Raw genomic sequence first — 22,043 nt, 5'->3', positions numbered from 1 at the left:
TGCGCAGACAAAGGAAAAGGCTTTGAAAAGGGCCATTCGCAAATCCGGCGATGTGACGGCGTTGGGCGCCATGAGCGGCACCTCGCTCGATGGTGTGGATGCCGCGGTGGTGGTCACCGACGGGCACCGGATCGGCCGTTTCGGGCAGACGCTCTACCGCGCCTATAGCGAAGCCGAACAGACCGTGTTGCGCGCAGCCCTGGGCCTGTGGACTGGCCCGGCGGTCGAGGCGGCGCGCGAGGTTGTCGAGCAGGCGCATCTGGAGCTGCTGCAGGGCGTCGGAGGCGTTGATCTGATAGGATTTCACGGCCAGACACTCGCCCATGCGCCGCGGACCCACGGGACCTTGCAGGTGGGCGACGGCGCCTGGCTGGCCGAGGCGCTTGGCCGGCCCGTCGTCTGGGATTTCCGCAGCGCTGATGTGCAGCTTGGCGGCGAGGGCGCGCCACTTGCGCCCTTCTTCCATTTCGCCTGCGCGCATCACATCGGAGCAGAGGCGCCGCTTGCGTTTCTGAACCTCGGCGGCGTGGGCAATCTGACCTATGTGGATCCCTCGTTTGATCGCCCCGAGACGCCCGGCGCACTGCTCGCCTTCGACACCGGGCCAGCCAATGCACCGATCAACGATCTGTTGCTGACCCGGCAAGGCCTGCCCTTCGACGAAGGGGGCCGGATCGCACGCCAAGGATCGGTGGAAAGCGGTGCGTTGGAGCGGTTTCTCGCCGAGCCCTACTTCGCGCGCATTCCGCCCAAGTCTCTGGATCGCAACGATTTCGCCGAGATGATCGGCATGATCCGCGACCTGAGCGATGCGGATGCCACCGCGACGCTCACCGCCATGTGCGCCGCGGGCGTCGCCGAAGGCATGCATCATTGCCCGACACCGCCTGCCCGCGTTCTGGTGACGGGCGGTGGCCGTCACAACCCGGTCCTGATGCAGATGCTCGCGGTCTCGCTCGACTGTCCGGTGATGCCCGTCGAGGAGGTCGGGCTCGATGGCGATATGCTGGAGGCGCAGGCCTTCGCCTATCTGGCCGTGCGCGTGGCGCGCGGTTTGCCGACGAGCTGCCCGGGCACCACGGGCGTCCGCGCCGCGGTCGGTGGCGGAACCCTGAGCTGGCCGCAGGCGACCGGCGTCGCGGTCTAGCGCCCGGTATCGGTCGCCGTGGGAATGTCGAAGCCTGGTGCTGCGAGGGTGAACCCCTCGAACCGAAACCCCGGAGACACGGTACAGCTGACCAGCGTGTAATCGCCCGTGCTCCGCGCCGCCTGCCAGTGATCCTCGGGCACGATGATCTGCGGCGCCCCCCGGGTCAGATCCGGGGTCAGCAGATGCTCGGTTGCGGGTCCTGCCTCCGTCTCGCTGATCGACAGCACCAGAGGCGCTCCTGCGTGGTAGAGCCAGATTTCGGTCGCATCCACCCGGTGCCAGTGGCTGCGCTCGCCCTCTGCCAACAGGAAGTAGATGCAGGTGCCGCTCGGGCGTCCGGCGTTTTCCGCCACCCAGGTCTGGCGGAAGTGGCCACCTTCGGGATGCGGGCTCAGACCCAGATGCGCAATGATCTCTTGTGCTGTCATGGGCGCAGGCTAGTCTGGGCGCGCAGGCGGGCCAAGGGACTTTTGCATGAAGATCATCGTTGTCGGAGCGGGCATCATCGGCGCATTGACCGCGTACCGCCTTGCGCAGGCCGGTGCCGAGGTCACCGTGATCGAGGCGCGTCAGCCCGCGAGTGCGGCGTCCGGCGCCTCCTTCGGCTGGATCAATGCAAGCTTCTACCTCGATGAGGATCACTTCCGCCTGCGGTGCGCAGCGCTTGAGGCGCATCGCCGGGCGCAGGACGATCTGGGCACGACGGCGACGGTCTGGTCCGGGTGTCTCTGCTGGGAGGAAGCGGGCCCGGGCTTTGACGCGCAACTGGCCGCGCTGGAGCGGCTGGGATACCCCGTCCAGGTCGTGGAGCGCGCCGCTTTCGCAAAGCTGGAGCCCGCGGTGGCGCCACCCGAGCGCGCGCTGCTTTTCGAGGCGGAAGGTGCGGTGGATCTGCGACAGCTGGCCGCTGATGCGCTGGCCGCTGCGGCAGCGCGAGGTGCGCGGTTGATCACGGGCATCGAAGTTCTTGATATTCAAGAGAGATCGGGGCGCGTTACGGCGGTCGAAACAAGCTTGGGCGCACTCCCGGCGGACCATGTGGTTGTCGCGGCTGGCGTTGCCACACAGAGGCTGATGCAGCCCTTCGAGGTGCCCTTGCCGATGCTGCACCGGCCCGCGCTGATTCTCAGGTCAGAACCGATCGAGCCGGTTCTGGCCCATGTGCTGGTCGCGCCCGGGCAGGAGCTGCGGCAAACGCCGGACGGGCGGCTGCTGGCGCCCACCGTGGCCAGTCATCAGAGCGATGACAGCGCCCGGATCACCAGCCGGCCGGATGTGCTGGCAGAGGCCGCAATGGCGCGTGTGTCGGCGCTGCTGAACCGCCCGCTGACCTGGCAGGAGGTCACGCTGGCGGCCCGGCCGATGCCCGAGGATGGGCTGCCGGTGATTGGTGCCTGCGGGCCAGAGGGTCTTTACGTGAGCACTATGCATTCCGGCGCAACGCTGGCGCCTCTGGTCGCGGAACTGGCCGCCGCGGAGGTGATGGAGCGCGGACTGACCAACGCGCAAGCCGCGCTACTGGCGCCTTACCGTCCGCAGCGGTTCACAGCTTGAGCTCGTAGAACACAAGCTTGTCCGCCGTGTCGGGCGGCAGCTCCGCATAGGGCCCGCGGGCCTGAAACCCAAGCCGTTCGTAGAGCCGCTGTGCACCCTTGAAGTCGGCTGATGTGTCGAGAAAAACGCGGGCATACCCATCTGCCCGTGCCTGATCGACCAGCGCTTGTGACAGGGCCTGGCCCGCGCCGGTGCCACGGGCTTCGGCACGCACGAAAACGCGTTTGATTTCAGCGTCTTCGTCGTTCAGCGCATGGGTCATGCCACAGCCCACCGGGCGGTCATCGAGCTCGGCCAGCAGGATGATCCCGCGCGGGCGCGCATGTTTCTCCGCGATCCCGTGCATGAGACGGGCATAGCCCTCCTCGGGATAGAAGGTCTCCATCAGCGGGCGGTGCTCCGGGCTGAAGCTCACGAGGTAGTCGCGGTACTCCCAGCAGAGGGTGCGCACCGCATCCAGATCCGCCGGGCTGGTCGCCGGGCGTATGTGCAGCGCGCCCGTCACCGCAGGATGGCGCGCCCGGCATATTCTGCCGTCTCACCGAGCGCTTCCTCGATCCGGATCAGCTGGTTGTATTTCGCCAGCCGGTCAGAACGCGCGAGCGAGCCGGTCTTGATCTGGCCGCAGTTGGTTGCAACTGCGAGATCGGCGATGGTGGCGTCTTCGGTCTCGCCCGAGCGGTGCGACATCACGTTGGTGAAGCCCGCGCGATGCGCCATATCGACTGCTTTAAGTGTTTCCGTCAAGCTGCCGATTTGGTTGACTTTTACGAGCATAGAATTGGCCGATCCGCGCGTGATCCCCATGGCGAGGCGTGCCGGATTGGTCACGAAAAGATCGTCGCCCACCAGCTGCACCTTGCCGCCGAGCGCATCGGTCAGCGCCTTCCAGCCGTCCCAATCATCCTCTGACATGCCGTCTTCGATGGAGATGATGGGGTAATCGCCCACAAGCGCTTCAAGATAGGCGACATTTTCGTCGGAGCTCAGCGATTTGCCTTCGCCTTTCAGCTCATATCTGCCGTTCTTGTAGTATTCGGTCGCGGCGCAATCCATGGCCAAATAGATGTCGTCACCGGGCGCATAGCCCGCCTTCTCGATGGATTTCAAAATGAAATCAAGCGCGTCCCGCGTGGAGTTGATGTTGGGTGCAAAGCCGCCCTCATCGCCGATGCCGGTGGAAAGCCCCGCCGCCGAAAGTTCCTTCTTCAGTGTATGGAAGACCTCCGCCCCCATGCGCACGGCCTCGCGGATGTTGTCCGCGGCGACCGGCATGATCATGAATTCCTGGATGTCGATCGGGTTGTCCGCGTGCTCGCCGCCGTTGATGATGTTCATCATTGGAACCGGCAGAACCCGAGCCGAGGTTCCGCCCACATAGCGGTAGAGCGGCTGGGTGCAGAAATCTGCTGCGGCCTTGGCCGTGGCCAGCGAGACACCGAGGATCGCGTTGGCGCCGAGGCGGGATTTGTTTTCGGTCCCGTCGAGCTCGATCATCGCGCTGTCGATCTCGACCTGTTCGGTGGCGTCGATGCCGACCAGCGCCTCGGCAATCTCACCGTTCACGGCGGCGCAGGCTTCCAGCACGCCCTTGCCCATATAGCGGGCCCTGTCGCCGTCGCGCCGCTCGACAGCCTCATAGGCGCCGGTGGACGCGCCCGAGGGCACAGCGGCCCGTCCCATGGTGCCATCTTCGAGGATCACATCCACTTCCACGGTCGGGTTGCCCCGGCTGTCGAGTATTTCGCGCGCATGAATGTCGATGATGGTGCTCATGTCCGGCTCCTGTGAAATTTGTTGCCAGCGTCTTAACGGCGCAGCCCGCCGATGGAAAGCCTCAGCGCGCGTTAGCGCCAACATTCCGCTCGCGCCAAAGCGTGTAGAGGCCGGAGGCCACGACGATGGCAGCACCGAGCAGGGTCAGCCTGTCCGGGCGCTCGCCGAAGATGACGGTGCCGATGATCAGCGCAAAGAGGATGCGCGAGTAGCGGAACGGGGTGACGAAGCTCACTTCGCCGATGCGCATCGCGGCGATGATGCCGTAGTAGGCGACGATCCCGACCAGGAGTGCGATTGTGAAGTAAAGCCAGTGTATCGCTGGGGGCGAGGCAAGGTCGGTGCCATTGATCAGCACGAGGATTGCAGCGGCCGGGATCAGCACCAGGAAGGCGAGAAAGCTCAGTTGCAATGTGGAGGTCTGTGGCGGGACGCGGCGGGTGGCGAGGTCGCGCAGGCCGAGCCCGACAACGCCCTGTAGCGCGAAGAGCGACAGCCAGCTGAACCCCTCCAGACCCGGGCGGATGATCATCAGCACTCCGATGAAGCCGACCAGAATGGCCATCCAGCGGCGCCAACCAACCGCCTCTCCGAGAAACAGGGCAGCACCGAGCGTCACGAAGAGCGGCGTGGCCTGCAGGATCGCCGAGGCGGTCGAGAGCGGAATGAGCGCGATGGCGGTCACGAACCCCAGCGTGCCAATGAGCTCGCCCAAGGACCGGATGGCAATGACCGGGGTCAGCATGCTGCGCGAGAGCAGCGGCTGGCCCTGGATCGACAGAACGAGGCCCACGACCACCGCGCTACCAAGACCCAGCATGCCGACGATTTGCCCCACGGGCAGCACCGTCGCCATCAGCTTGATCAGCATGTCTTCGATGGCAAAACCCAGCATGGCCAGAACCATGAAGATTGCGCCGCGCAGGTTGTCCATGGGATATCCTTCAAGGGGTCCGGTGCCTCCTTTCAGAAATGACGGCCGGGGTCAATCTGGCCAGAAGTGGGCCGCGAGGGGACAAAGAATGGGAAAGTGCTGACCGAACCGCGTGCCGGCGGCGAGGCTTGCTCGAGCGAGGCGAACCGGTCCTTTGCGCCCAACCCGCGAAAGACCGGTTTGGGCGGCGCAGATCAGATGATGCGACGTGCGTTCAACACGAGACCTCATGCGCGGCTTGCTTTGCCCCGAGGTCCTGAGAGCTCAGGTTCACTGCGGTCTTGTTATCTTCGGGCAGCGCGAACAGGCCGCATGTGATCGACAGCGCCCCAAGCTTTGGATTGGTCGAGATCACGGCGATCGGAATGGAAAAGCAAAGAGCGAGCAGAATGGGTGCGCCGAAGGCAAGTGCCCATGGTGCCGTGGCCACAAGCCAGGCGGCCAAAGAGACGCCAAGCAGCGTTTGCGGCCACAGAACGCGGGCCGCCTCCGGCCAATGCAGCCGTTCTCTGGTGCGCTGTTGGGCATCCCATCCGACGCGCTTTCCGAAAGCCAGACCAATGAGGAAGATCGACAGCGCAACTGCCACGATGGGTGCCGTGAGCATCGAGAAGAGTATCTCGGTGACACCGCCCCAGATCACGCGGTCTCGCCCGCCGTAGGCGCGGGCCCGCGCCGGGTCCGCCAGGATCTGACCCAGACCCATGAGCTTTGGCATCAGGCTGAGGGTCATGATGACCCCGAAGAGGGCGATGCCGCTCCACACCGGCAGATCCGACAATTGGTCAGGCCGGGTCTGAACGAAGGCGCCCAAAACGATGAAGAGCATCCAGGCCGGGGCTGCGAGATACATCTGAATGGCCAGGAGCAACTGCATGCGGCTCACGGGCTTCAGCCCTGCCATGCCCAGCAGACGAAAATACTGCATGTTGCCATTGCACCATCGCAGCTCGCGGCGGATAAAATCGGCAATGCTCGGCGGGTTCTCTTCGTAGCTTTCGCTCTCCTCGGCCATGACGCGCACCTCATAGCCCGCCTTTCGCATCAGCGCGGCTTCCAGCTGGTCATGGCTCAGGATGTCGCCGGAAAGAGGCCCGGTACCCGGCAGGACCGGCAGCATGCAATGGGCTTTGAACGGTGCGGTCCGGATGATCTGGTTGTGCCCCCAGTTCGGCCCGCAATCGGCTTGCCACCAGGCGGACCCGAGCGTGTAGGAGCGCATGCCGTGCCGCATGCCGAACTGGAAGGCGCGCGTGAAGAACGTCTTCGACGGCAGGCCGGTCACCAGGGATTGCAGGATCCCGATCTCGGGCGACGCCTGCATGACCCGCACCATGCGCAGGATTGTCTCGGCGCCCATCACGCTGTCCGCGTCGAGCGCGATGAAGAGGTCGTAGTCCTCCGCGCGGCGGTCCAGGAATTCCGCGATATTGCCGGCCTTGAAGCCGGTATTGTCAGTGCGCAGACGGTAGCGAATGGTCGCGCCTGGCGATGACGCGGCCCAGGTGTCGAGGCCGATCTGCTCACGCGCGATGATGTCCGGACGATCGCTGTCGCTCAGCACGTGGTACTCGAACCTATCGGCCCAAGGGGTTTCGGCCAGGGCCTGCTGCACGCCCGCGAACCGATCCAGAGAGGTGACTGGGTCCTCGTTCCGAAGCGGCATGACAATGGCAATTCTTGTATGGATCGGCTCGTCGCCGGTGATCCGTGTGAGCGCTGGCAAGACAAAACCAGCGGCGGATGCGCCATGCCTGCGGTCCAGCGCAAATCCGATCACGCTGTTCCAGAGACCGATGGAGAGCCACGGCAGCGTGACCGCGTAGGCGGCCAGCATGAGCCACTCCACCATCAGGAAGCCACCGGACGCCAGAACGCCGGTCATGGCTGCGAGGAGCACCGCGACCGTGATGACATTCAAGGACAAGACCAGCAGCCTGCGGCGCGCGACGGTTGGCTGGGCTGTGGCCTCGATCCGCTCCGCAGGGTGATGCAGGGCGCGCGCCGGGGCCGGGCTGGGCTGCGCGGCCTCGATGCGGTCGGACGGAATTTTCAGATGGGCGTTCACGCTCGGGCTCCTAAGGTATTCTGATGTAGTTGCGCCGAGCGCGCTTGGCGTCCAGTTACATTTCCGTTGATTTTGTTACGGAATTCATCGCAGGCGGTTTCCAGCCGACCTGTTCGACTGCTTTAGGTTGTGTCGATGCCCAAGGGCGCTTTGTCCTGTGCAATACCTGAACGGCGCCTTCATGATCCCGTGTTACTCGGCCCTGATCGCTTCCGTTTCGATGTTGATCGCGACCTCATCGCCGACCAGGCCATTTGCCACGGCGTAGTCCATGCCAAAGTCGCTGCGGTTGATGGTCGTTTTCATCGACAGCCCGAGGACTTCCTTCTGGTGACCAAAAGGATAGTCGGCCACCTTATTGAGCGTCACGTCGAGGGTCACTGGGACCGTGACGCCGAGGATGGTCAGATCGCCGGTCACGGTCCCGGAGGTGTCATCGGTCGGCGTGCCGCCACTGGCGACAAAGGTGATTTGCGGGTGCTCCGATACATGCAGGAAGTCCTGGTTGCGCACATGGCCATCGCGCGCCTCGTTGAAGGTATTGACCGACGCGGACTGGATCGTGACCGCGACATCGCCCAGGTCTTGCGTATCGACATCGTAGGAAAAGCGCCCCTCGATCTCCGTGAAAATGCCCAGCGTCTTGGCAAAGCCGATATGATCGACGGTGAAGTAGACGGCCGTATGCGTTGGATCGAGCGTGTATTGCGCCATATCGGCCCGCGCGGCCGAGGATACGGCACCCAACATTGCCACGATTGCGAGAAATATGCGTATCATAGGTCCGTCCTGTGTCTGAGCAAACGTGCGGGGTGCATCATGTCGGCTGGCGCTGGCATGTCTCACCCCGCATTAGATTTAGGGCTGAAAAACAGAAAATCAGGGTTCAAAATGATCGTCACCTGCCGACCTGCAAAACAACGCCCAATTTCCGCTCGTTTGCGGCGGACCGCAGCGCGCGGAAACGGGCCTGTCCCTGCCGGCTTGTGCCGTCCGGCTCAATTGCCGCATTCCAGCGCCGCGATTAATCAGAAACACTTCGGGCAAAGGGGTCGGCAGCGCGCGTCTGCGGACCCGGTCGCGAAAGGAGCCCAAATCTCTCGCTGCACATGAGGCCCACGCGCCGCCATACCCGAGCTTTTGCGTCACAGCTTCACTCCAACAAAGGACATGGTATTTCAATGACACAACCCAGGCATCTCACCCGACGTTTCTTTTTGCAGACCAGCGCGGTCGCCGCAGCTTCGGCGGGCGTCCCCGCCTTTGCGGCCAGTCCCACGGCGGTCAATTTTCAGCTGTCGTGGCTGCATTCGGTCCAGTTCGGCGGCAGCTACATCGCCAAGCAGCGAGGCTATTGGTCCGATCTGGGGCTCGATGTCTCGCTGAGCCAGGGGGGACCGAACGCGCCGGTCGAGCCGCCGGTGGTGTCCGGCGCTGCATTGGTCGGGATCTCGGCTGCGGACTACACAGCCGCTGCCGTCACCCAAGGGGCGCCGTTCAAGATCATTGCCGTGGCCATGCAGAAAAACCCCTTTGCCATCGCCTCGCTGGCGGGCAACCCGGTCAACGAACCCGCCGACCTCGTCGGCAAGAAGATCGGGATGGCAGTGGCCAACACGCCGGTTCTGCAGGCGCTCTGCACGCTCAACGACGTCGACATCGACGAGATCGAAATCGTGCCCACCCAATACGACCCGGCGCCGCTGGTCAGCGGGCAGGTGGACTGCCTTTTGTCCTGGGCCACGGATCTGCCGGTTGCGATGACCGTACAGGGGGTCGACAACACCACGATGCTGATGGCGGATTACGGCTACGCGTTGCATTCGCAAACATATATCGCCACCGATGACGCCATCGCGAACCGCCGCGCCGATCTCGTGGCGCTGCTCAAGGGTGAAGTGATGGGGTGGACCGACTATCTGGCAGACACCGATGCGGCCGCCGTTCTGACCGCCGAGATGTTCCCGGACGCCGGTCTCGATCTTGAAGCACAGAAGCTGCAAGCCGCGCGGCAGGTGCCGTTGATGTTCACCGATCTCACCGAGCAGCACGGGTTCGGCTGGTTCACCGACGAGACGGTCGCCGCCAATATCGAAACGCTTGTGCTGCTCGGCCAAGAGGTCTCGGCAGACCTGTGGGACCGGTCCTTGCTGGAAGAGGTGCACGGCTGAGCCTGCGCCCGCTGCCGCGATGATCAGCCCGGACATCATCTGCGATGCCGTCACCAAGAGCTTCGGCGCGACCCAGGCCGTCTCTGAGTTTTCCGCGACTCTGAAGGCCGGGCATACCACGGCCCTCGTGGGGCCGTCAGGCTGCGGGAAGTCGACGATCCTGCGCATGATCGCGGGGCTGGAGACCCCCGAACGCGGCGAGGTCTTGGTGGGCGACGAAGCGCCCGACGCCGTGGCGCGGCGCGGTGCGCTTGCGATGTCCTTTCAGGACCCGTCCCTTCTGCCTTGGCGCAGCGTGTCGGCCAACATCGCTCTTGGGGCAGAGCTTGCCCGCAAGCCGGCTGATCAGGTCGACCACTTGATCGATCTGGTCGGGCTGAGCGGTTTTGCAGACCACCGCCCCGCGGCGCTCTCGGGCGGTATGCGGCAGCGCGCAGCCATCGCCCGCAGCCTGATCTCCAAGCCGGAGGTGCTGCTGCTCGATGAGCCCTTTGGCGCGGTCGACGCCATCACCCGCCGACGGCTCAACGTCGATTTGCCGCCGCTCTGGCGCGCGCGGGGCACCACGGTCGTTCTGGTCACCCATTCGGTCGAAGAGGCGCTTTTGCTCTCGGACCGGGTGATCGTTTTGTCCTCAAGGCCGGCCTCTGTGGTCGCCGACATTGCGGTCGATGCGCCCGGCCCGCGAGACAGCGCATTTCTCGACACCCCTGCGGTTCAGGATCACGCCCGGGCGCTCTATTCCGCATTGGAGGGGCGATGATCGGCGTAAACCTTTGGCGCAAACTCCTCGCTGCGGGCGCGCTCTTGCTGTTGTGGGAGGGGGCGGTGGCGCTGTCCTCCGACGCGGTGCTGATCAGCAGCCCGTCGGACATCGCCGGCTACCTGAGCGAAAACTTCGCCCTCATCGCGCGCGCCAGCGTCGAGACCTCCCGAAACGCCTTCTGGGGTTTTCTGTGGGGGAATGCCGCGGCCATTGTGCTGAGCGCGACCATGCTCGTTCTGCCGCGGAGCGAGCGGTTTCTGCTGGCGCTCGCCCTTTTGGTCTTTTGCGTCCCGCTCATTGCCAGCGGGCCGATCCTGCGCGTGCTCTATGGGCCCGGCACCGGCCCGCAGGTGACGCTTGCTGCGCTGGCGGTCTACTACACCACACTTCTGGCGCTGCTGGTCGGTCTGCGCGCGGTGTCGCAGAACTGGATCGACCTCATGCGCGTCTACGGTCGCGGACCGCTTGCGACCCTGATGCGGGTGCGGGCGCGCGCCAGCCTGCCTTACCTCTTTGTTGGTCTCCAGATCAGCGCGCCGGCGGCTTTCCTCGGCGCGATGATCGGAGAGTTCACCGGGGCCGAGCGTGGGCTGGGTGTGCTGACCCTGCGCGCCATGCGCGGACTTGAGACCGACGCGACCTGGAGCCTTGCGCTGCTCTCCGCCGCGATTGCCATGACCGGCTATGGCGCCTTGGGATGGCTGGGCCGGCGCGCCGTGGGCTACGCGCCAGAGATCCTGCTGTCCGCGCCCAGGCAAGATGCCGATCAGACCTGGTGGCGCAGCCTGGGTCAGACCCTGCTGATCGTCGCTTGCGTGGTGGCGGTGTGGCAACTCACCATGGATGCGTTCGACCTCAATCGGTTCTTTGCCAAGCGTCCCGGCGATGTCTGGGGCTTCTTGATCGTCGCCGAAAACCGCGACACGCTTGTCGCGGCACTGGCACAGACACTGGGCTCGGCCTTGCCAGGATACTTGGCCGGTTTGAGCCTCGGCGCGGGGCTTGCGGCGCTGCTGATCCTGTGGCCCGGTCTGGCGCAAGCCACGCTGCCCTTCGCGGTCGCCTTGCGCGCCATCCCGATCATCACCACGGCGCCGCTGCTTGTCCTGGGCTTCGGACGCGGTCTTGCCGGGACAACGGTCGTGGTGGCGGTTATGATCTTCTTCCCGACCCTTGTCGCCTGCCAACAGGGCCTGCGGCAAACCCCCGGTCAGGTGGCGGATCTCTTCAGAAGCTACGGGGCGGGGCGGTTCGTGTTCCTGTGCAAAGCGCAGATCCCTGCGATGCTGCCCGCCTTCTTCGCCTCGGCCCGGATGGCTGTGCCCGCCGCCTTGCTCGCCGTGACCACCGTGGAATGGTTGGCCACGGGCAAGGGTGTCGGCGTTCTGATGGCCACCACATCCAGCACGTCGAATTACAACATGCTCTGGTCCTGCGTGGCCGCCCTCGCGGGTGTCGCCGCCGCGGCCTATGCGCTGGTTGCCGCGCTCGAGCGCGCGATACTGCGCGTCTATGCAAGTGAGCAGCTGACATGACCAAGGCCGTCTTTGCCATTCCCGGAGACAAGGAGCGTCGCACCGGCGGGTTCATCTACGAGGCCCGCGTCTTGGACGCGTTGAACGAGATCGGCTGCCCGACCGCACATCTGCAATTGCCCAACAGCTTTCCCGATCCCTCCGATGCCGATATGGAGGCGGCGCTCGCGGCGCTGAGCCGGGTTCCGCCAGACCAGCCGATCATCCTCGATGGGTTGGTTTTCGGGGCAATCGATCCAAGCGGCCTCGCGGAAGTTCCGGCCCCGGTGATCGCGATGATCCATCATCCGCTGGGCCTCGAGACCGGTTTGCCCCGCGACCGCGCGGCGTTTCTGTTGCAGAACGAAGCGGCCGCCTTGCGCCATGCGGATCATGTCATCGTGCCCAGTTCTGAAACGGCGCGCGTGCTCCGCTCTGACTTCGGCGCCCAGGGTGAGCGGATCACGATCGTGCCGCCCGGGTTCGATCGACCGCGCGTCCACCGCGGGCCCCTTGATCCGCCGCTCATTCTCTCGGTCGGTCTTCTGGCGCCGCGCAAGGGCCATGACGTCCTGCTCGACGCCCTGGCGCAGATCAGCGACCTGCCCTGGCAAGCCGAGATCGTCGGCAAGGCGCATGATCCCGGCTACGCGCTCGCACTCTCGGCGCAAACGCGCGATCTGGGGCTGCAGGGGCGTGTCCGGTTTTTGGGCGAGCTTGAGGCCGACGCCCTGACCGCGCGTTTCAACGCAGCGTCGATCTTCGCGCTTGCGACACGCTACGAGGGCTACGGCATGGTCCTGAGCGAGGCGATGATGTACGGGCTCCCGATTGTCTCCTGCGATGCGGGGGCGGTTGCGACCACCGTGGGCGATGCGGGGACCATCGTTCCCGTGGACGACGCCGCCGCTTTCGCGTCGGCCTTGTCCGACATCCTGACCAACCCCGGCACGGCGCGCGCACTGTCCCGGTCGGCGCAGGAAGCCTCTCTGCGGCTGCCGTCCTGGCACGCGACGGCGCGGAGCTTCGAAACCGTCATCGACACCCTGCGCGGTTGACGCGCCCGAGGTACCACGCGGGTACTGGATCCATGTCGGGATGGAGTCGTATTGCTGCATCTCTCTGCGAGGGCAAAATATGGGGCGTTCGAACGCTCGAAAAGCGGGACAGACCGGAAGTCGGTCTCGCCTAGGCGCACGACCCCCCGTGAGAATAGGTCAGAGAAGGGCATTGATGCGACCCGTCTTCTGCCAGACACTCTGGGAATAACCCAGGCTTATGGCTTTTCAGACAGTCTTGGCTATCTGCTCAGCCGCTGTGCGTCGCGCCTGGCCGCCCGATTTGAGACGGAGCTTGCGCCATATGACATCAGCTTGGCGCAGTGGGGCGCGCTCTTGGCGATCAACGAGACGGGTGAGGCGTCGCCATCCGTTGTCGCGGATCGCGTCGGGATTGATCGCGGGGCGACGATCCGGCTCTTGTCGCGCATGGAGGCAAAGGGGCTGGTCAAACGGCGGTCGCACCAGGAGGACGGACGATCTGTCGTCTTCGAATTGTCGCCAGAGACAAAGCAAAAATTGCCCGAGCTTCTTGCCCTGTCCAAATCCGTGAAGCGCTGCAGGCACTCCCGCACGCCGAGGCAGACGCGCTTCTGGCAACGCTTGCGACCCTCCTCGCGGCACTCAAGACATAGGTTCAGTTCGACCGCCATCCTCCTGACATTCGCTTCAGGCAAAATAATTGCCTAGGCAGCCGTGTTCCGGATGCCCGCATGGACTGCTAACCCCGACCGGGCGAGAGCGATCGCTGTCAACCGCCCGAACCCCGAACTGCAGCCCGTGACCAGAGCAGTCCGCCGCAGGTCTTGCTGTGCCTGCGCGGTATCGGCTGGCATCGATGCTGCGACCGCCGGTCCGGCCCCTGTCACAGCCATGGCATCGCGTCGTGTGAACGTATATTGTGTAATGATGATCTCCCGATGCTCAGATAAGGAGACGCGGAATGCGGACGCGGTCGCCACTCTGACGTTGCTGGCGGACACAGAAGACCTTGCCCTCGCCGTTCTCGACCTCGACATACGCGAAACAGACCGCGTGGAAAGAGCGGTCTAGATCGTTGGGCCGGTAGATGTGCTGGTGAACAATGCCGGTTACATCCTCGCGGGCTCCATCGAGTTGCACGAGGAGGAGGATGCCAGGGCTCAGTTCGATACGAATCTTCCTGGCTATCATCGCCTGATCTGTGCCGTTCTGCCACAGATGCGGGCCCGCGGCACCGGCCTGATCGTGCAGGTCAGCTCCGGTCTCGGCAGGCTCGTCTTCCCGACACAGGGTTGGTATGTCGCCACGAAATTCGTGATCGACGGCATGTCCGAAGCGCTTGCCTATGAGTTGGCCCCATTCGGTGTCGATGTCTGCATCGTGCAGCCGACACAATACCCCACGCAGTTCCTGCCGAACGAGTGCAGATACTTCGAAGAGCTTTTGGTGCGTCTCGACGATGAGCGCAGCGCGGCCTATGTGGATCAGATCCAGAAGACGCGTTTCGGTCTACAAGATGGATCGGGGCAGGATTCTACAGAGGTCGCCGGGGCCATTCGGGACTTGCCGGACATGGCATAAGGCGCGCGGCCGCTCCGCCGGATCGTTTCACCCTTCCCGGAAGGACTGCAACAGATCAATGCCGGGCTGTCGGCGGCGCAGGATGCCGTGTTCGAGGGAACACCTTTTGCGGAGTGGCGCAGCGCTGTCATGGAGTAGGGCGTGGGATCTTGGTGAAGGTTTCGGCACGGATCACTATATCTGAATGCGATGATGGTCGATTTCAGTTTTCTACCGCCCGTCCGGGCCGTTTTGTCCGACGAGCCGACAAAGCTGCGGCTGCCGGGCGGCCGCGATCTGGCATTCACCCAGTGGGGGGACGGCGCCGGCTTTCCCGTCTTCTATTTTCACGGCACACCGAGTTCGCGTCTGGAAGGGGCTTTCGCCGATGCGGCTGCACGTCGTCACCGGTTCCGCCTTGTCGCCGTAGATCGGCCCGGCTTCGGGCAGTCGACGTTTCAGCACCATCGCCGCTTCCTGGATTGGCCGGAAGATGTTCTGGCTTTGGCGGATCACCTGAAGATTGATCGCTTTGCTGTTGCGGGTCACTCCGGCGCCGGACCTCACCTTCTTGCCTGCGGCGTGTGCATCGATCCGAAGCGCCTGGCGTGCATCGGGGCGCTCGGTCCCTGGGGGCCGGTGGCGTCTGCGGATATCGCGAAAAGCCTCAATCGGCTCGATCACGCTTTCGCCAATGCGGCGCGCCAACGGCCTTGGCTTATGCGAATGGGTTTTGCGCCGATGGGATGGGCAGCGCGTTGGTGGCCAGACCTGTTCTTCGGGCTGATGAAAAGATCGGTGGCAACCGCGGATCGCAGAGCGTTGGAGGACCCTGGCTTTACTGCCATTTTCCGCTCTGCGCTGCGCGAGGCCTTTCGCCAAGGCAGTCGCGGCGCGGCTCATGAGGCCCATCTGGCCTATACCGATTGGGGCTTTGACATTGCGTCGGTCCGGGTTCCGACGCATATCTGGCTCGGTGATCAAGATGTCTTCGTGTCCAACACGATGGGCCGCTATCTCGAACAGCGCATTCCCGGCGTCGATTTCCACTGGGTGGCGGCGGCGGGTCATCTCAATGTCGAAGACTGGCACCAGATCTTCGCCGCGTGCCGCGAAAGCATCGGAAGGGCGGCCCCGTGACAGGCGCGTTTGCAGCGTGCATCATGGGCCCAAGATGTTCGCGTTCCGAAACGCGAGCATCCGACTGGCCACCCTCCGCGCGCTCGACCTAGAGCTTGTTGATCGACGTCCCACCGTCCGCGACCATCGCACTGCCTGTGACGAAAGACGCATGGTCGGACAACAGGAAAAGCGCCGCCTGCGCAATTTCGGACGGCTCTGCCATCCGCTTCAGCGCATGGAAGCCCCGAACGACCTCGTGGAAACCGGCATCATCGCCAGCCATCGGCGTCAGTGTACCTCCCGGAAGGAGCGCGTTGACACGGATGTTCTCGGACCCGTGCTCTGCCGCCAGAACCTGGGTCATGCCGATCAGACCGGCCTTTGCGGCCGCATAGGCCCCCATGCCGGGCAGACCGATTGTGTGGCCGACGAAAGAGGATGTGAAGACAATCGCGCCGCCCCCGCGTTTGCGCATTGCCGGTATCTGGGACCTGGCCGCATAGAACCCGCTGTTGAGATTTACCGCCATGACCTTGTGCCAGTTGGCCTCGTCCATATCGGGGATCGGCCCCATATCGCCGGTCGCGCCGGCATTGTTGAACGCCCCATCGAGGCCTCCGAAGCGCGCCTCAGCCCGTCTCACCAGCTCGTCTGCGTATCCGCTCCCTTCGACATCTCCCGCGACCACATCCGCTTCGCCACCATCGGCTGAGATCTCGTCGCTGATGTCTTCAAGCAACTCAATGCGGCGCGCACCCAGGACCAGTCTCGCGCCTTCCGCCGCGAAAATCTTTGCGGCAGCCGCTCCAATACCGCTGCTCGCGCCCGTAATGATGATCGTCTTTCCGTCGAGAATCATGCCCTTCTCCGTTTGTTGAGCTTTGGGAGATGCTTAATGAGATCGAGCTGGCCGACCGACCCGCTTCCTGCGGAAATGCCGATGCTGAGTGGTTCGTTCTCTCAGGGCAGGAGTATCGCTTTGTATCCGTCTCGATGTTCCTGCAGCCATCTGTGGCTCTGACGGGCGTTCTCCAGTGCAAAGGTTCTGGTGGGCGGCTGTTTCAGAAGCCCGTTGGAACAGGCCGCGAAGACGGCATCGGCCGCGTGTTGTCGTCGTACCGGCGTGTCCAGATAATCCCCGAGACTGGCCCATTGCACACGGAGCGAACCCGCGAAATCCTGATCCAGGAAACCCGACAAGGCGGCGACAGAGAACGGCGGCATCACGCCTGCAGCAAGACCGTAACTGATGTAGTGACCCCTGGGGGCCAGCGTCGTCAGGCTTGGGATGCAGATCGCGCCGCCAACGCCATCGAACACGGTCGTGACGGCCTTCGGAGCACCGAGCCGCTCTGCGACCCGCCTGGCCAGGTCCCGTGGATCGTCGACTTGAATCGCATGATCGACCCCGTCGGCCCGCATCATGTCGACGCCGGCGGACCGACGGCTCGTTCCGATGACAATTGCCCCTTTGGCTTTCAACCAATGGGCAAGGTGACGCCCAACACCGCTCGCGGCGGCGTGTACGACAACAATGTCCCCTGGACCACAATCGGTGACGAGGTGAGACAAGTAGTAGGCCGTCATGCCTTGCATGAGTACGGCTGCTGAACGCCGGGCCGGCATCGTTTCCGGGATCCGCACAAGATCATCCGCAGCAACAACGGCGTGGGATGCATAGGCTCCGGGCATGGGGCCTGCGTATCCGACATAGGCATCGGACCAGTCAGGCGCGACGTCCGGCCCAACAGCGATCACCCGGCCGACCGCCTCTATCCCCGGAACAAACGGGAGGGTCACAGGATAGGGAGCGCCAGCACGATGGTTCAGATCGACGAAGTTGACGCCGATGGCCTCTTGCGCGATCAGGACCTCGCGGGCGGCAGGCTTAGGCGTTGGGCGTTCAACGAGTGTAAGCACCTCTGGTCCTCCGAACTCGTCTGCCCTGATCTGCCGTATGGTCGTGGCCGCAATCATGCCGTCACCAAGCAAACTTGTTCGGTCGGAAATCCGCGAAGGCGTCATCGAGGTAGTAGGGCACGGTCACGCCGCCGAACGGCACTATCGCATCGATGGCGTTCAGTGTTTCATCCGCCAGATCCACATCGGTTGCAGCGAGTTGCTGCTCAAGCTGGGCCACGCTGCGCGCACCCAGAACAATCGAACTGACGCCCGGTTGCCGCAGGGTCCATGCAAGCGACATTTCGGTCAGCGTATGTCCTGAAGCGGTTGCGAGTTCGTTGAGCCTCTTTACCGTTTTGGTGGCGTGGTCGCTAAAGTGCTTCGCGCCCCAATCCGCATCGTCGGCGCTCAGTCGGTTGGCGTCGTCTACGTTCTTGAGATACTTGCCCGTCAGCAAACCTCCAGCGAGAGGCGACCAGACCGTCACACCCACCCCACAGGAGCGGGCGGCGGGTATCAGCTCCCGTTCCACGCGGCGGTCGAGTAGATGATAGGGGGTCTGCTCGGCTGTTGGGCGGGTCAGGTTGCGCAGATCGGCGCACCACTGCGCCTCGACCAATTGCCAGCTCGCGAAGCTTGATGCGCCAATGGCGCGCACTTTCCCGGCGCTGAGCAAGTCTTCGAGGGCACGAAGGGTCTCTTCTATCGGGGTCTCTGTGAAGGGGCGATGGATATAGAAGATGTCGATGTGATCTGTGCCGAGCCGGCGCAAGCTGGCCTCGCAGTTCGCGATGACGCTGTAGCGGCTTGTTCCGCCGGTGTTTGGCATGTCTTCTGCCACTGGGACGGAAAACTTCGACGCCAGAAGCATACGACCCCGATGCGGAGCGATCAGTCGTCCGACGATCTCTTCACTGCGGCCGGCTGTGTAGCAATTCGCGGTATCAACCATTGTGACGCCGCGATCGCGTGCGCAGGCAAAGACATTCGCGGCTTCAGCGTCGGAGACCTTGCCACCGAACTCCATGGTCCCAAGCGCAAAGGCCGAGACCGTTAGACCCGACCGTCCCAGTTGCCTGCTTTCCATCGAAACGCCCTTTTTTCTTCAGTGCGGACGTTGATCTAGCATACCGGAGCATCTCAATAATGATCTAAAAACGAAAGGTGGCTTTCAGTCGTGAAAGGCTTTCCGTTCGCGATGATCTGCACTGTTTCCGGGGTGGCAGAGGCGAGACGTCTGGCGAACGCCGCTGCCAAAACAGAACCAAGCCCGCCGACAATCGGTCGTAGTATGGGCCGGCTTGAACAGTCACAGGCGATGAAACCGGTCGAATGCCGAGGTCTGATCCCCATGATCTTTGCTGTGGACCGGCCTTGAACGAGAAACGTCGGACCAAACGCAATGCACAGTTCAGGACAGCAACGCTGCAACCCGCTTGGCTTCTGTCGAGGCGGCCTTTGAAAACATGAAGATCGCCCGGCTCTCGCTCGTGCCAAACGCTTCTGTTGGCGCACAACGGAGCGGGGTTCAAAAAAAGGAACGTGTCCCGTTTCCGTGAAGAACTTGTCAACACTTGGCCCTTAAGTGTCGCGCGGTCAGACGGAAAGAGGGGCATCTCTATGTCGATCATCACCCGGATTTACTTGGGCATGGGAGCCATGACGCTCCTGATCCTCGCTGTTGGAGGCTTCGCGGCCTTTCAGACCAACAGTCTGGCCAACACTTTCGAGGGGTATCGCGGAACGGCGAAAACCAGTCTTGTCGCAAACGAGATGACCGAGGACCTCCTCGAAGCGAAATTTGTGTCCCAGCGGTACTGGATGACGAAGAACGAAGACTATCTGGCCTCTATGGAAGAGAACCTCGCGGAGGTCCGTGAAGTAGCGAACCAGCTGTTTCAGAGCATGGCAGGATATGCCGAACAATCCGAAGTGGTCGCTGTCACCGAGCTGGTCACCCTCTTCGAGACCACGATGGCAGAAGCTTTGGGCTATCAGAAGGAGCGTGATGCGCTGCTGGAACAGAGCAAATCGTTTGGCGCGAAGGCGCGCGAACAGCTCGATAACCTCTCGGACATGGCCTTGCGCAGCTCCGACATGGACGCGATTTCAGCGACATCGACAGCCAGGTCCGCGCTTCAGGATGCGCTTGTCTTCGTAGAGAGGTTTTTGGTTACAAGCGACGCGATGGATGCCATTAGCGCGGCCGAGCAGATCGCGCTGGCGCGGGATGAGCTCTACTTCCTCGAAGAAGACACACAGGATGACGCACGCCTCAGCCTGATTGCGGCAACAATCGAAGATCTTGATGGCTTTGAGGGCGCGGCCATTGAATTGATTGCAGCAGAGGAAAGCCAGAACGATCTTTACAATCAATTGGACGAAATCGGCACGGACGCGCTCATCAGGATGGAGACCGCCCTCGATGCCGTCGTTGATCTCCAGAATACGCTTGGTCCTATCGGGCAGGACACCGCAAGAGCGTCCATCATGATTGTTCTTGGGATCATGGCCCTCGGGACGGTCGCCGGTGGATCGCTCGCGTTCTTCAGCGGATTCATGATCTCTCGCGAGTTGAAGGGTGTGACCGACAACATGGCAGAGTTGGCCGAGGGCAATCTCGACGTCGATATCGCGCCGAGCGATCAGACTCACGAGGTCGCGCAGATGAACAATGCGATGGTGGTCTTCCTGGAGAACGCGCGCAAGGCGCGAGCGCTCGATCTGGAGGTGAAAGAAAACGAGAAGCAAGAGCGCGAACGCGCTGAGGCCGAGCGGGCCCGCGAAGCCGAACTGGCCGCGCAGAAACGCGCCGATGAAGAGCGCGAGCGCGAGGTCGAGCGCAAACGCATGGCAACACTACAGAGCTTCCAGAAAGAGATGGAAGGTGTTTTGGCCGAGGCTGCGGCGGGAGACTTCTCGAACCGGATGTCGCTGTCCTTCGATGATCGGGGCCTTGTTGAATTGGCCGGCGTGATCAACACGCTTCTCGAAGCCACTGAATCGAATATTGGGGACATCGTGCGCAGTATTGGCGAACTCGCCACTGGGAATCTCGGCATCCGCATCGACGGCAAGCGCGAAGGGGCTTTCGAGCGTATGCAAAATGATTTCAACGACGCGCTCGAGACCCTTGCAAGCACAATGGCCAGGATCATGGAAACCGGGCAGGGGGTTTCGAACACCGCAGCGGATCTTGAAGCATCGTCGGTGGCCATGGCCAAACGCGCCGAAGACAGTGCCGCCGCCATCGAAGAAACTTCCGCGGCCGTCGAGGAAATCTCGGCCAGCGTGCGTCAGGTCGTGGAGAATGCCAAGATGGCCAATGAGGCGACCGAACGCGTGCGTCAGAGCGCGGATCGCTCCCGTCAAGTCTCGGACGAAACGGAGGCGTCGATCAGCGAGATGACCGAAGCGTCCGCGGAGATTCACCGTGTCATGAAGGTGATCGAAGACATCGCTTTCCAGATCAATCTTCTGGCACTGAATGCGGGCGTCGAGGCGGCTCGTGCGGGCGAGGCCGGCCGCGGATTCTCGGTGGTTGCGTCCGAAGTGCGCGCACTAGCGCGGCGGTCGCAGGACGCAGTTCAGGAGATAGGAACCGTGATCGACCGGAATACGCAGAGCGTTGAAGCCGGCGTCGAGAAAGTTGGCCAGTCACGTAAGGCGCTCGAAGACATTATCTCTGAAGTTGAGATCGCCTCTGGTCAGATCAGTGATATCACGACGGCCGTGGAACAACAGGCGCTCGGTGTGGATGAGGTCAATAGCGCCATTCAATCCATCGACAAGACGGCCCAGACCAACGCAGCGGCACTTGGAGAGATGACCGCGTCATGTGTGTCCCTGAACGGTGAATCGACGGCCTTGTCGGACGACCTGCGCCAGTTCCGTGGCGTCTCCTTGACCAGCAAAGCGACCAATGAGGTCAAGCCGCGCGCTCCCGAAGACGGGGCGACAGAAACCGCAAGGCCCCCTGCGAAAGTTGCTGCGGCTGCCGGCAGCGCTGCCGTCCTGGACGATGGGTGGGAGCAGTTTTGATCCGCAAAGTGTTTCATCTTGGATCCCGGGCGGATGCGCCGACGACCGTCTGGCTGTAGCGCCGCTTTGTCCGGGACCCGGTCTTCTTGGCGGTTCTGGAAACCGGGTTCGTCATCAGTGAGCCGGGGCAATCCGTCTATCAATAGGACGGCCATCCGCACCAAGACCTCGAATTCGAAGAGCTCACCCCGAGACAGTTGAAACGCCAGTTTCAAAACAACGAGGTCGGCAGCTGAGTTGCGCCCTTTGCTGGAAGCAAAAGGGTTCGGGCGAGGCTGCTTCGATCTGGACTGTTGGCGCCAAACCCCATGTTGACCACATACCTTGTCATAGGGCGCTACGTTGCCTCCGAGGTCCGGTTCCCGCCGATTCTGTTCTCTAATCTGTCAATGCGTGTTTTCTGAACTTCCTTCTTCTTGCGTCTGAGGTTGCCTTTGTTCTCTTC

19 protein-coding genes are annotated in these 22,043 nt (G+C 63.0%); 10 read left to right on the top strand and 9 right to left on the bottom strand.

What is annotated here, in order from left to right; all coding sequences use genetic code 11:
• Positions 1-22: 22 nt before the first annotated feature.
• A complete protein-coding gene (locus MUB52_RS12935) occupies positions 23-1,147 on the top strand; it encodes an anhydro-N-acetylmuramic acid kinase (protein WP_263844653.1) in 1,125 nt (374 codons plus the stop codon).
• Here the strand turns inward: MUB52_RS12935 and MUB52_RS12930 are convergent.
• Positions 1,144-1,578 carry a cupin domain-containing protein gene (locus tag MUB52_RS12930; protein ID WP_263844652.1) on the bottom strand — a complete coding sequence of 145 codons (435 nt, stop codon included), beginning with the start codon at positions 1,576-1,578 and terminating at the stop codon, positions 1,144-1,146. The two genes, MUB52_RS12935 and MUB52_RS12930, sit on opposite strands and share 4 nt — an antisense overlap.
• Before the next feature lie 46 nt (positions 1,579-1,624).
• On the opposite strand from MUB52_RS12930, the gene MUB52_RS12925 reads away from it, so the two are divergent.
• Positions 1,625-2,704 carry an NAD(P)/FAD-dependent oxidoreductase gene (locus MUB52_RS12925; RefSeq protein WP_263844651.1) on the top strand — a complete coding sequence of 360 codons (1,080 nt, stop codon included), beginning with the start codon at positions 1,625-1,627 and terminating at the stop codon, positions 2,702-2,704.
• Here the strand turns inward: MUB52_RS12925 and MUB52_RS12920 are convergent.
• The 5 genes from MUB52_RS12920 to MUB52_RS12900 all read right to left on the bottom strand — a co-directional run bounded on the left by MUB52_RS12920 (position 2,694) and on the right by MUB52_RS12900 (position 8,262).
• Positions 2,694-3,209 (bottom strand): GNAT family N-acetyltransferase, encoded by a 516-nt coding sequence (locus MUB52_RS12920; RefSeq protein ID WP_263844650.1) that lies wholly within the window; start codon positions 3,207-3,209, stop codon positions 2,694-2,696. The two genes, MUB52_RS12925 and MUB52_RS12920, sit on opposite strands and share 11 nt — an antisense overlap.
• Complete coding sequence (eno, locus tag MUB52_RS12915; protein ID WP_263844649.1) at positions 3,206-4,480, bottom strand: phosphopyruvate hydratase; 1,275 nt, start codon at positions 4,478-4,480, stop codon at positions 3,206-3,208. Before eno ends, MUB52_RS12920 begins: the two co-directional genes overlap by 4 nt.
• A 61-nt stretch (positions 4,481-4,541) precedes the next feature.
• A complete protein-coding gene (locus MUB52_RS12910) occupies positions 4,542-5,414 on the bottom strand; it encodes a DMT family transporter (RefSeq protein WP_263844648.1) in 873 nt (290 codons plus the stop codon).
• 214 nt (positions 5,415-5,628) lie between these two features.
• A complete protein-coding gene (mdoH, locus tag MUB52_RS12905) occupies positions 5,629-7,482 on the bottom strand; it encodes a glucans biosynthesis glucosyltransferase MdoH (protein ID WP_263844647.1) in 1,854 nt (617 codons plus the stop codon).
• Positions 7,483-7,674: 192 nt separating this feature from the next.
• A complete protein-coding gene (locus MUB52_RS12900; protein WP_263844646.1) occupies positions 7,675-8,262 on the bottom strand; it encodes a YceI family protein in 588 nt (195 codons plus the stop codon).
• A 401-nt stretch (positions 8,263-8,663) separates the two neighbouring features.
• Between MUB52_RS12900 and MUB52_RS12895 the strand changes: the two genes are divergently transcribed.
• The 7 genes from MUB52_RS12895 (at position 8,664) to MUB52_RS12870 (ending at position 15,673) form a co-directional block, all read left to right on the top strand.
• Entirely contained in the window at positions 8,664-9,653 is a 990-nt protein-coding gene (locus MUB52_RS12895) for an ABC transporter substrate-binding protein (RefSeq protein WP_263844645.1), read from the top strand.
• Between the two features lie 19 nt (positions 9,654-9,672).
• Positions 9,673-10,416 carry an ABC transporter ATP-binding protein gene (locus tag MUB52_RS12890; RefSeq protein WP_263844644.1) on the top strand — a complete coding sequence of 248 codons (744 nt, stop codon included), beginning with the start codon at positions 9,673-9,675 and terminating at the stop codon, positions 10,414-10,416.
• Positions 10,413-11,954 carry an ABC transporter permease gene (locus tag MUB52_RS12885; protein WP_263844643.1) on the top strand — a complete coding sequence of 514 codons (1,542 nt, stop codon included), beginning with the start codon at positions 10,413-10,415 and terminating at the stop codon, positions 11,952-11,954. The genes MUB52_RS12890 and MUB52_RS12885 overlap by 4 nt, the downstream gene beginning before the upstream one ends.
• Positions 11,951-12,991, top strand: coding sequence for a glycosyltransferase family 4 protein (locus tag MUB52_RS12880; protein ID WP_263844642.1), 1,041 nt, complete (start codon positions 11,951-11,953; stop codon positions 12,989-12,991). Before MUB52_RS12885 ends, MUB52_RS12880 begins: the two co-directional genes overlap by 4 nt.
• Positions 12,992-13,042: 51 nt before the next feature.
• Complete coding sequence (locus tag MUB52_RS24070) at positions 13,043-13,681, top strand: MarR family winged helix-turn-helix transcriptional regulator (protein ID WP_404818223.1); 639 nt, start codon at positions 13,043-13,045, stop codon at positions 13,679-13,681.
• Between the two features lie 363 nt (positions 13,682-14,044).
• Positions 14,045-14,554, top strand: a complete 510-nt coding sequence (locus MUB52_RS12875; RefSeq protein WP_318527432.1) for an SDR family NAD(P)-dependent oxidoreductase — start codon at positions 14,045-14,047, stop codon at positions 14,552-14,554.
• A 189-nt stretch (positions 14,555-14,743) separates the two neighbouring features.
• On the top strand, positions 14,744-15,673 hold the full coding sequence (locus MUB52_RS12870; protein WP_318527428.1) for an alpha/beta fold hydrolase: 930 nt from the start codon (positions 14,744-14,746) through the stop codon (positions 15,671-15,673).
• 88 nt (positions 15,674-15,761) lie between these two features.
• Here the strand turns inward: MUB52_RS12870 and MUB52_RS12865 are convergent, their stop codons facing one another.
• The 3 genes from MUB52_RS12865 to MUB52_RS12855 form a co-directional block, all read right to left on the bottom strand.
• Positions 15,762-16,514 (bottom strand): SDR family oxidoreductase, encoded by a 753-nt coding sequence (locus MUB52_RS12865; RefSeq protein WP_263844640.1) that lies wholly within the window; start codon positions 16,512-16,514, stop codon positions 15,762-15,764.
• Between the two features lie 101 nt (positions 16,515-16,615).
• Positions 16,616-17,575 (bottom strand): zinc-binding dehydrogenase, encoded by a 960-nt coding sequence (locus tag MUB52_RS12860; RefSeq protein WP_263844639.1) that lies wholly within the window; start codon positions 17,573-17,575, stop codon positions 16,616-16,618.
• A 61-nt stretch (positions 17,576-17,636) separates the two neighbouring features.
• Positions 17,637-18,584 (bottom strand): aldo/keto reductase, encoded by a 948-nt coding sequence (locus tag MUB52_RS12855; protein WP_263844638.1) that lies wholly within the window; start codon positions 18,582-18,584, stop codon positions 17,637-17,639.
• 593 nt (positions 18,585-19,177) lie between these two features.
• Here MUB52_RS12855 and MUB52_RS12850 point away from each other — a divergent pair.
• On the top strand, positions 19,178-21,598 hold the full coding sequence (locus tag MUB52_RS12850) for a methyl-accepting chemotaxis protein (RefSeq protein WP_263844637.1): 2,421 nt from the start codon (positions 19,178-19,180) through the stop codon (positions 21,596-21,598).
• The last annotated feature ends 445 nt before the right edge of the window (positions 21,599-22,043 follow it).

The organism is Roseobacter sinensis, assembly GCF_025755255.1.
In the GTDB taxonomy this organism is placed as follows: Bacteria; Pseudomonadota; Alphaproteobacteria; order Rhodobacterales; family Rhodobacteraceae; genus Roseobacter; species Roseobacter sinensis.
The sequence above is the reverse complement of the archived record's forward strand: the minus strand, read 5'-3'. Positions and strand labels throughout refer to the sequence as shown.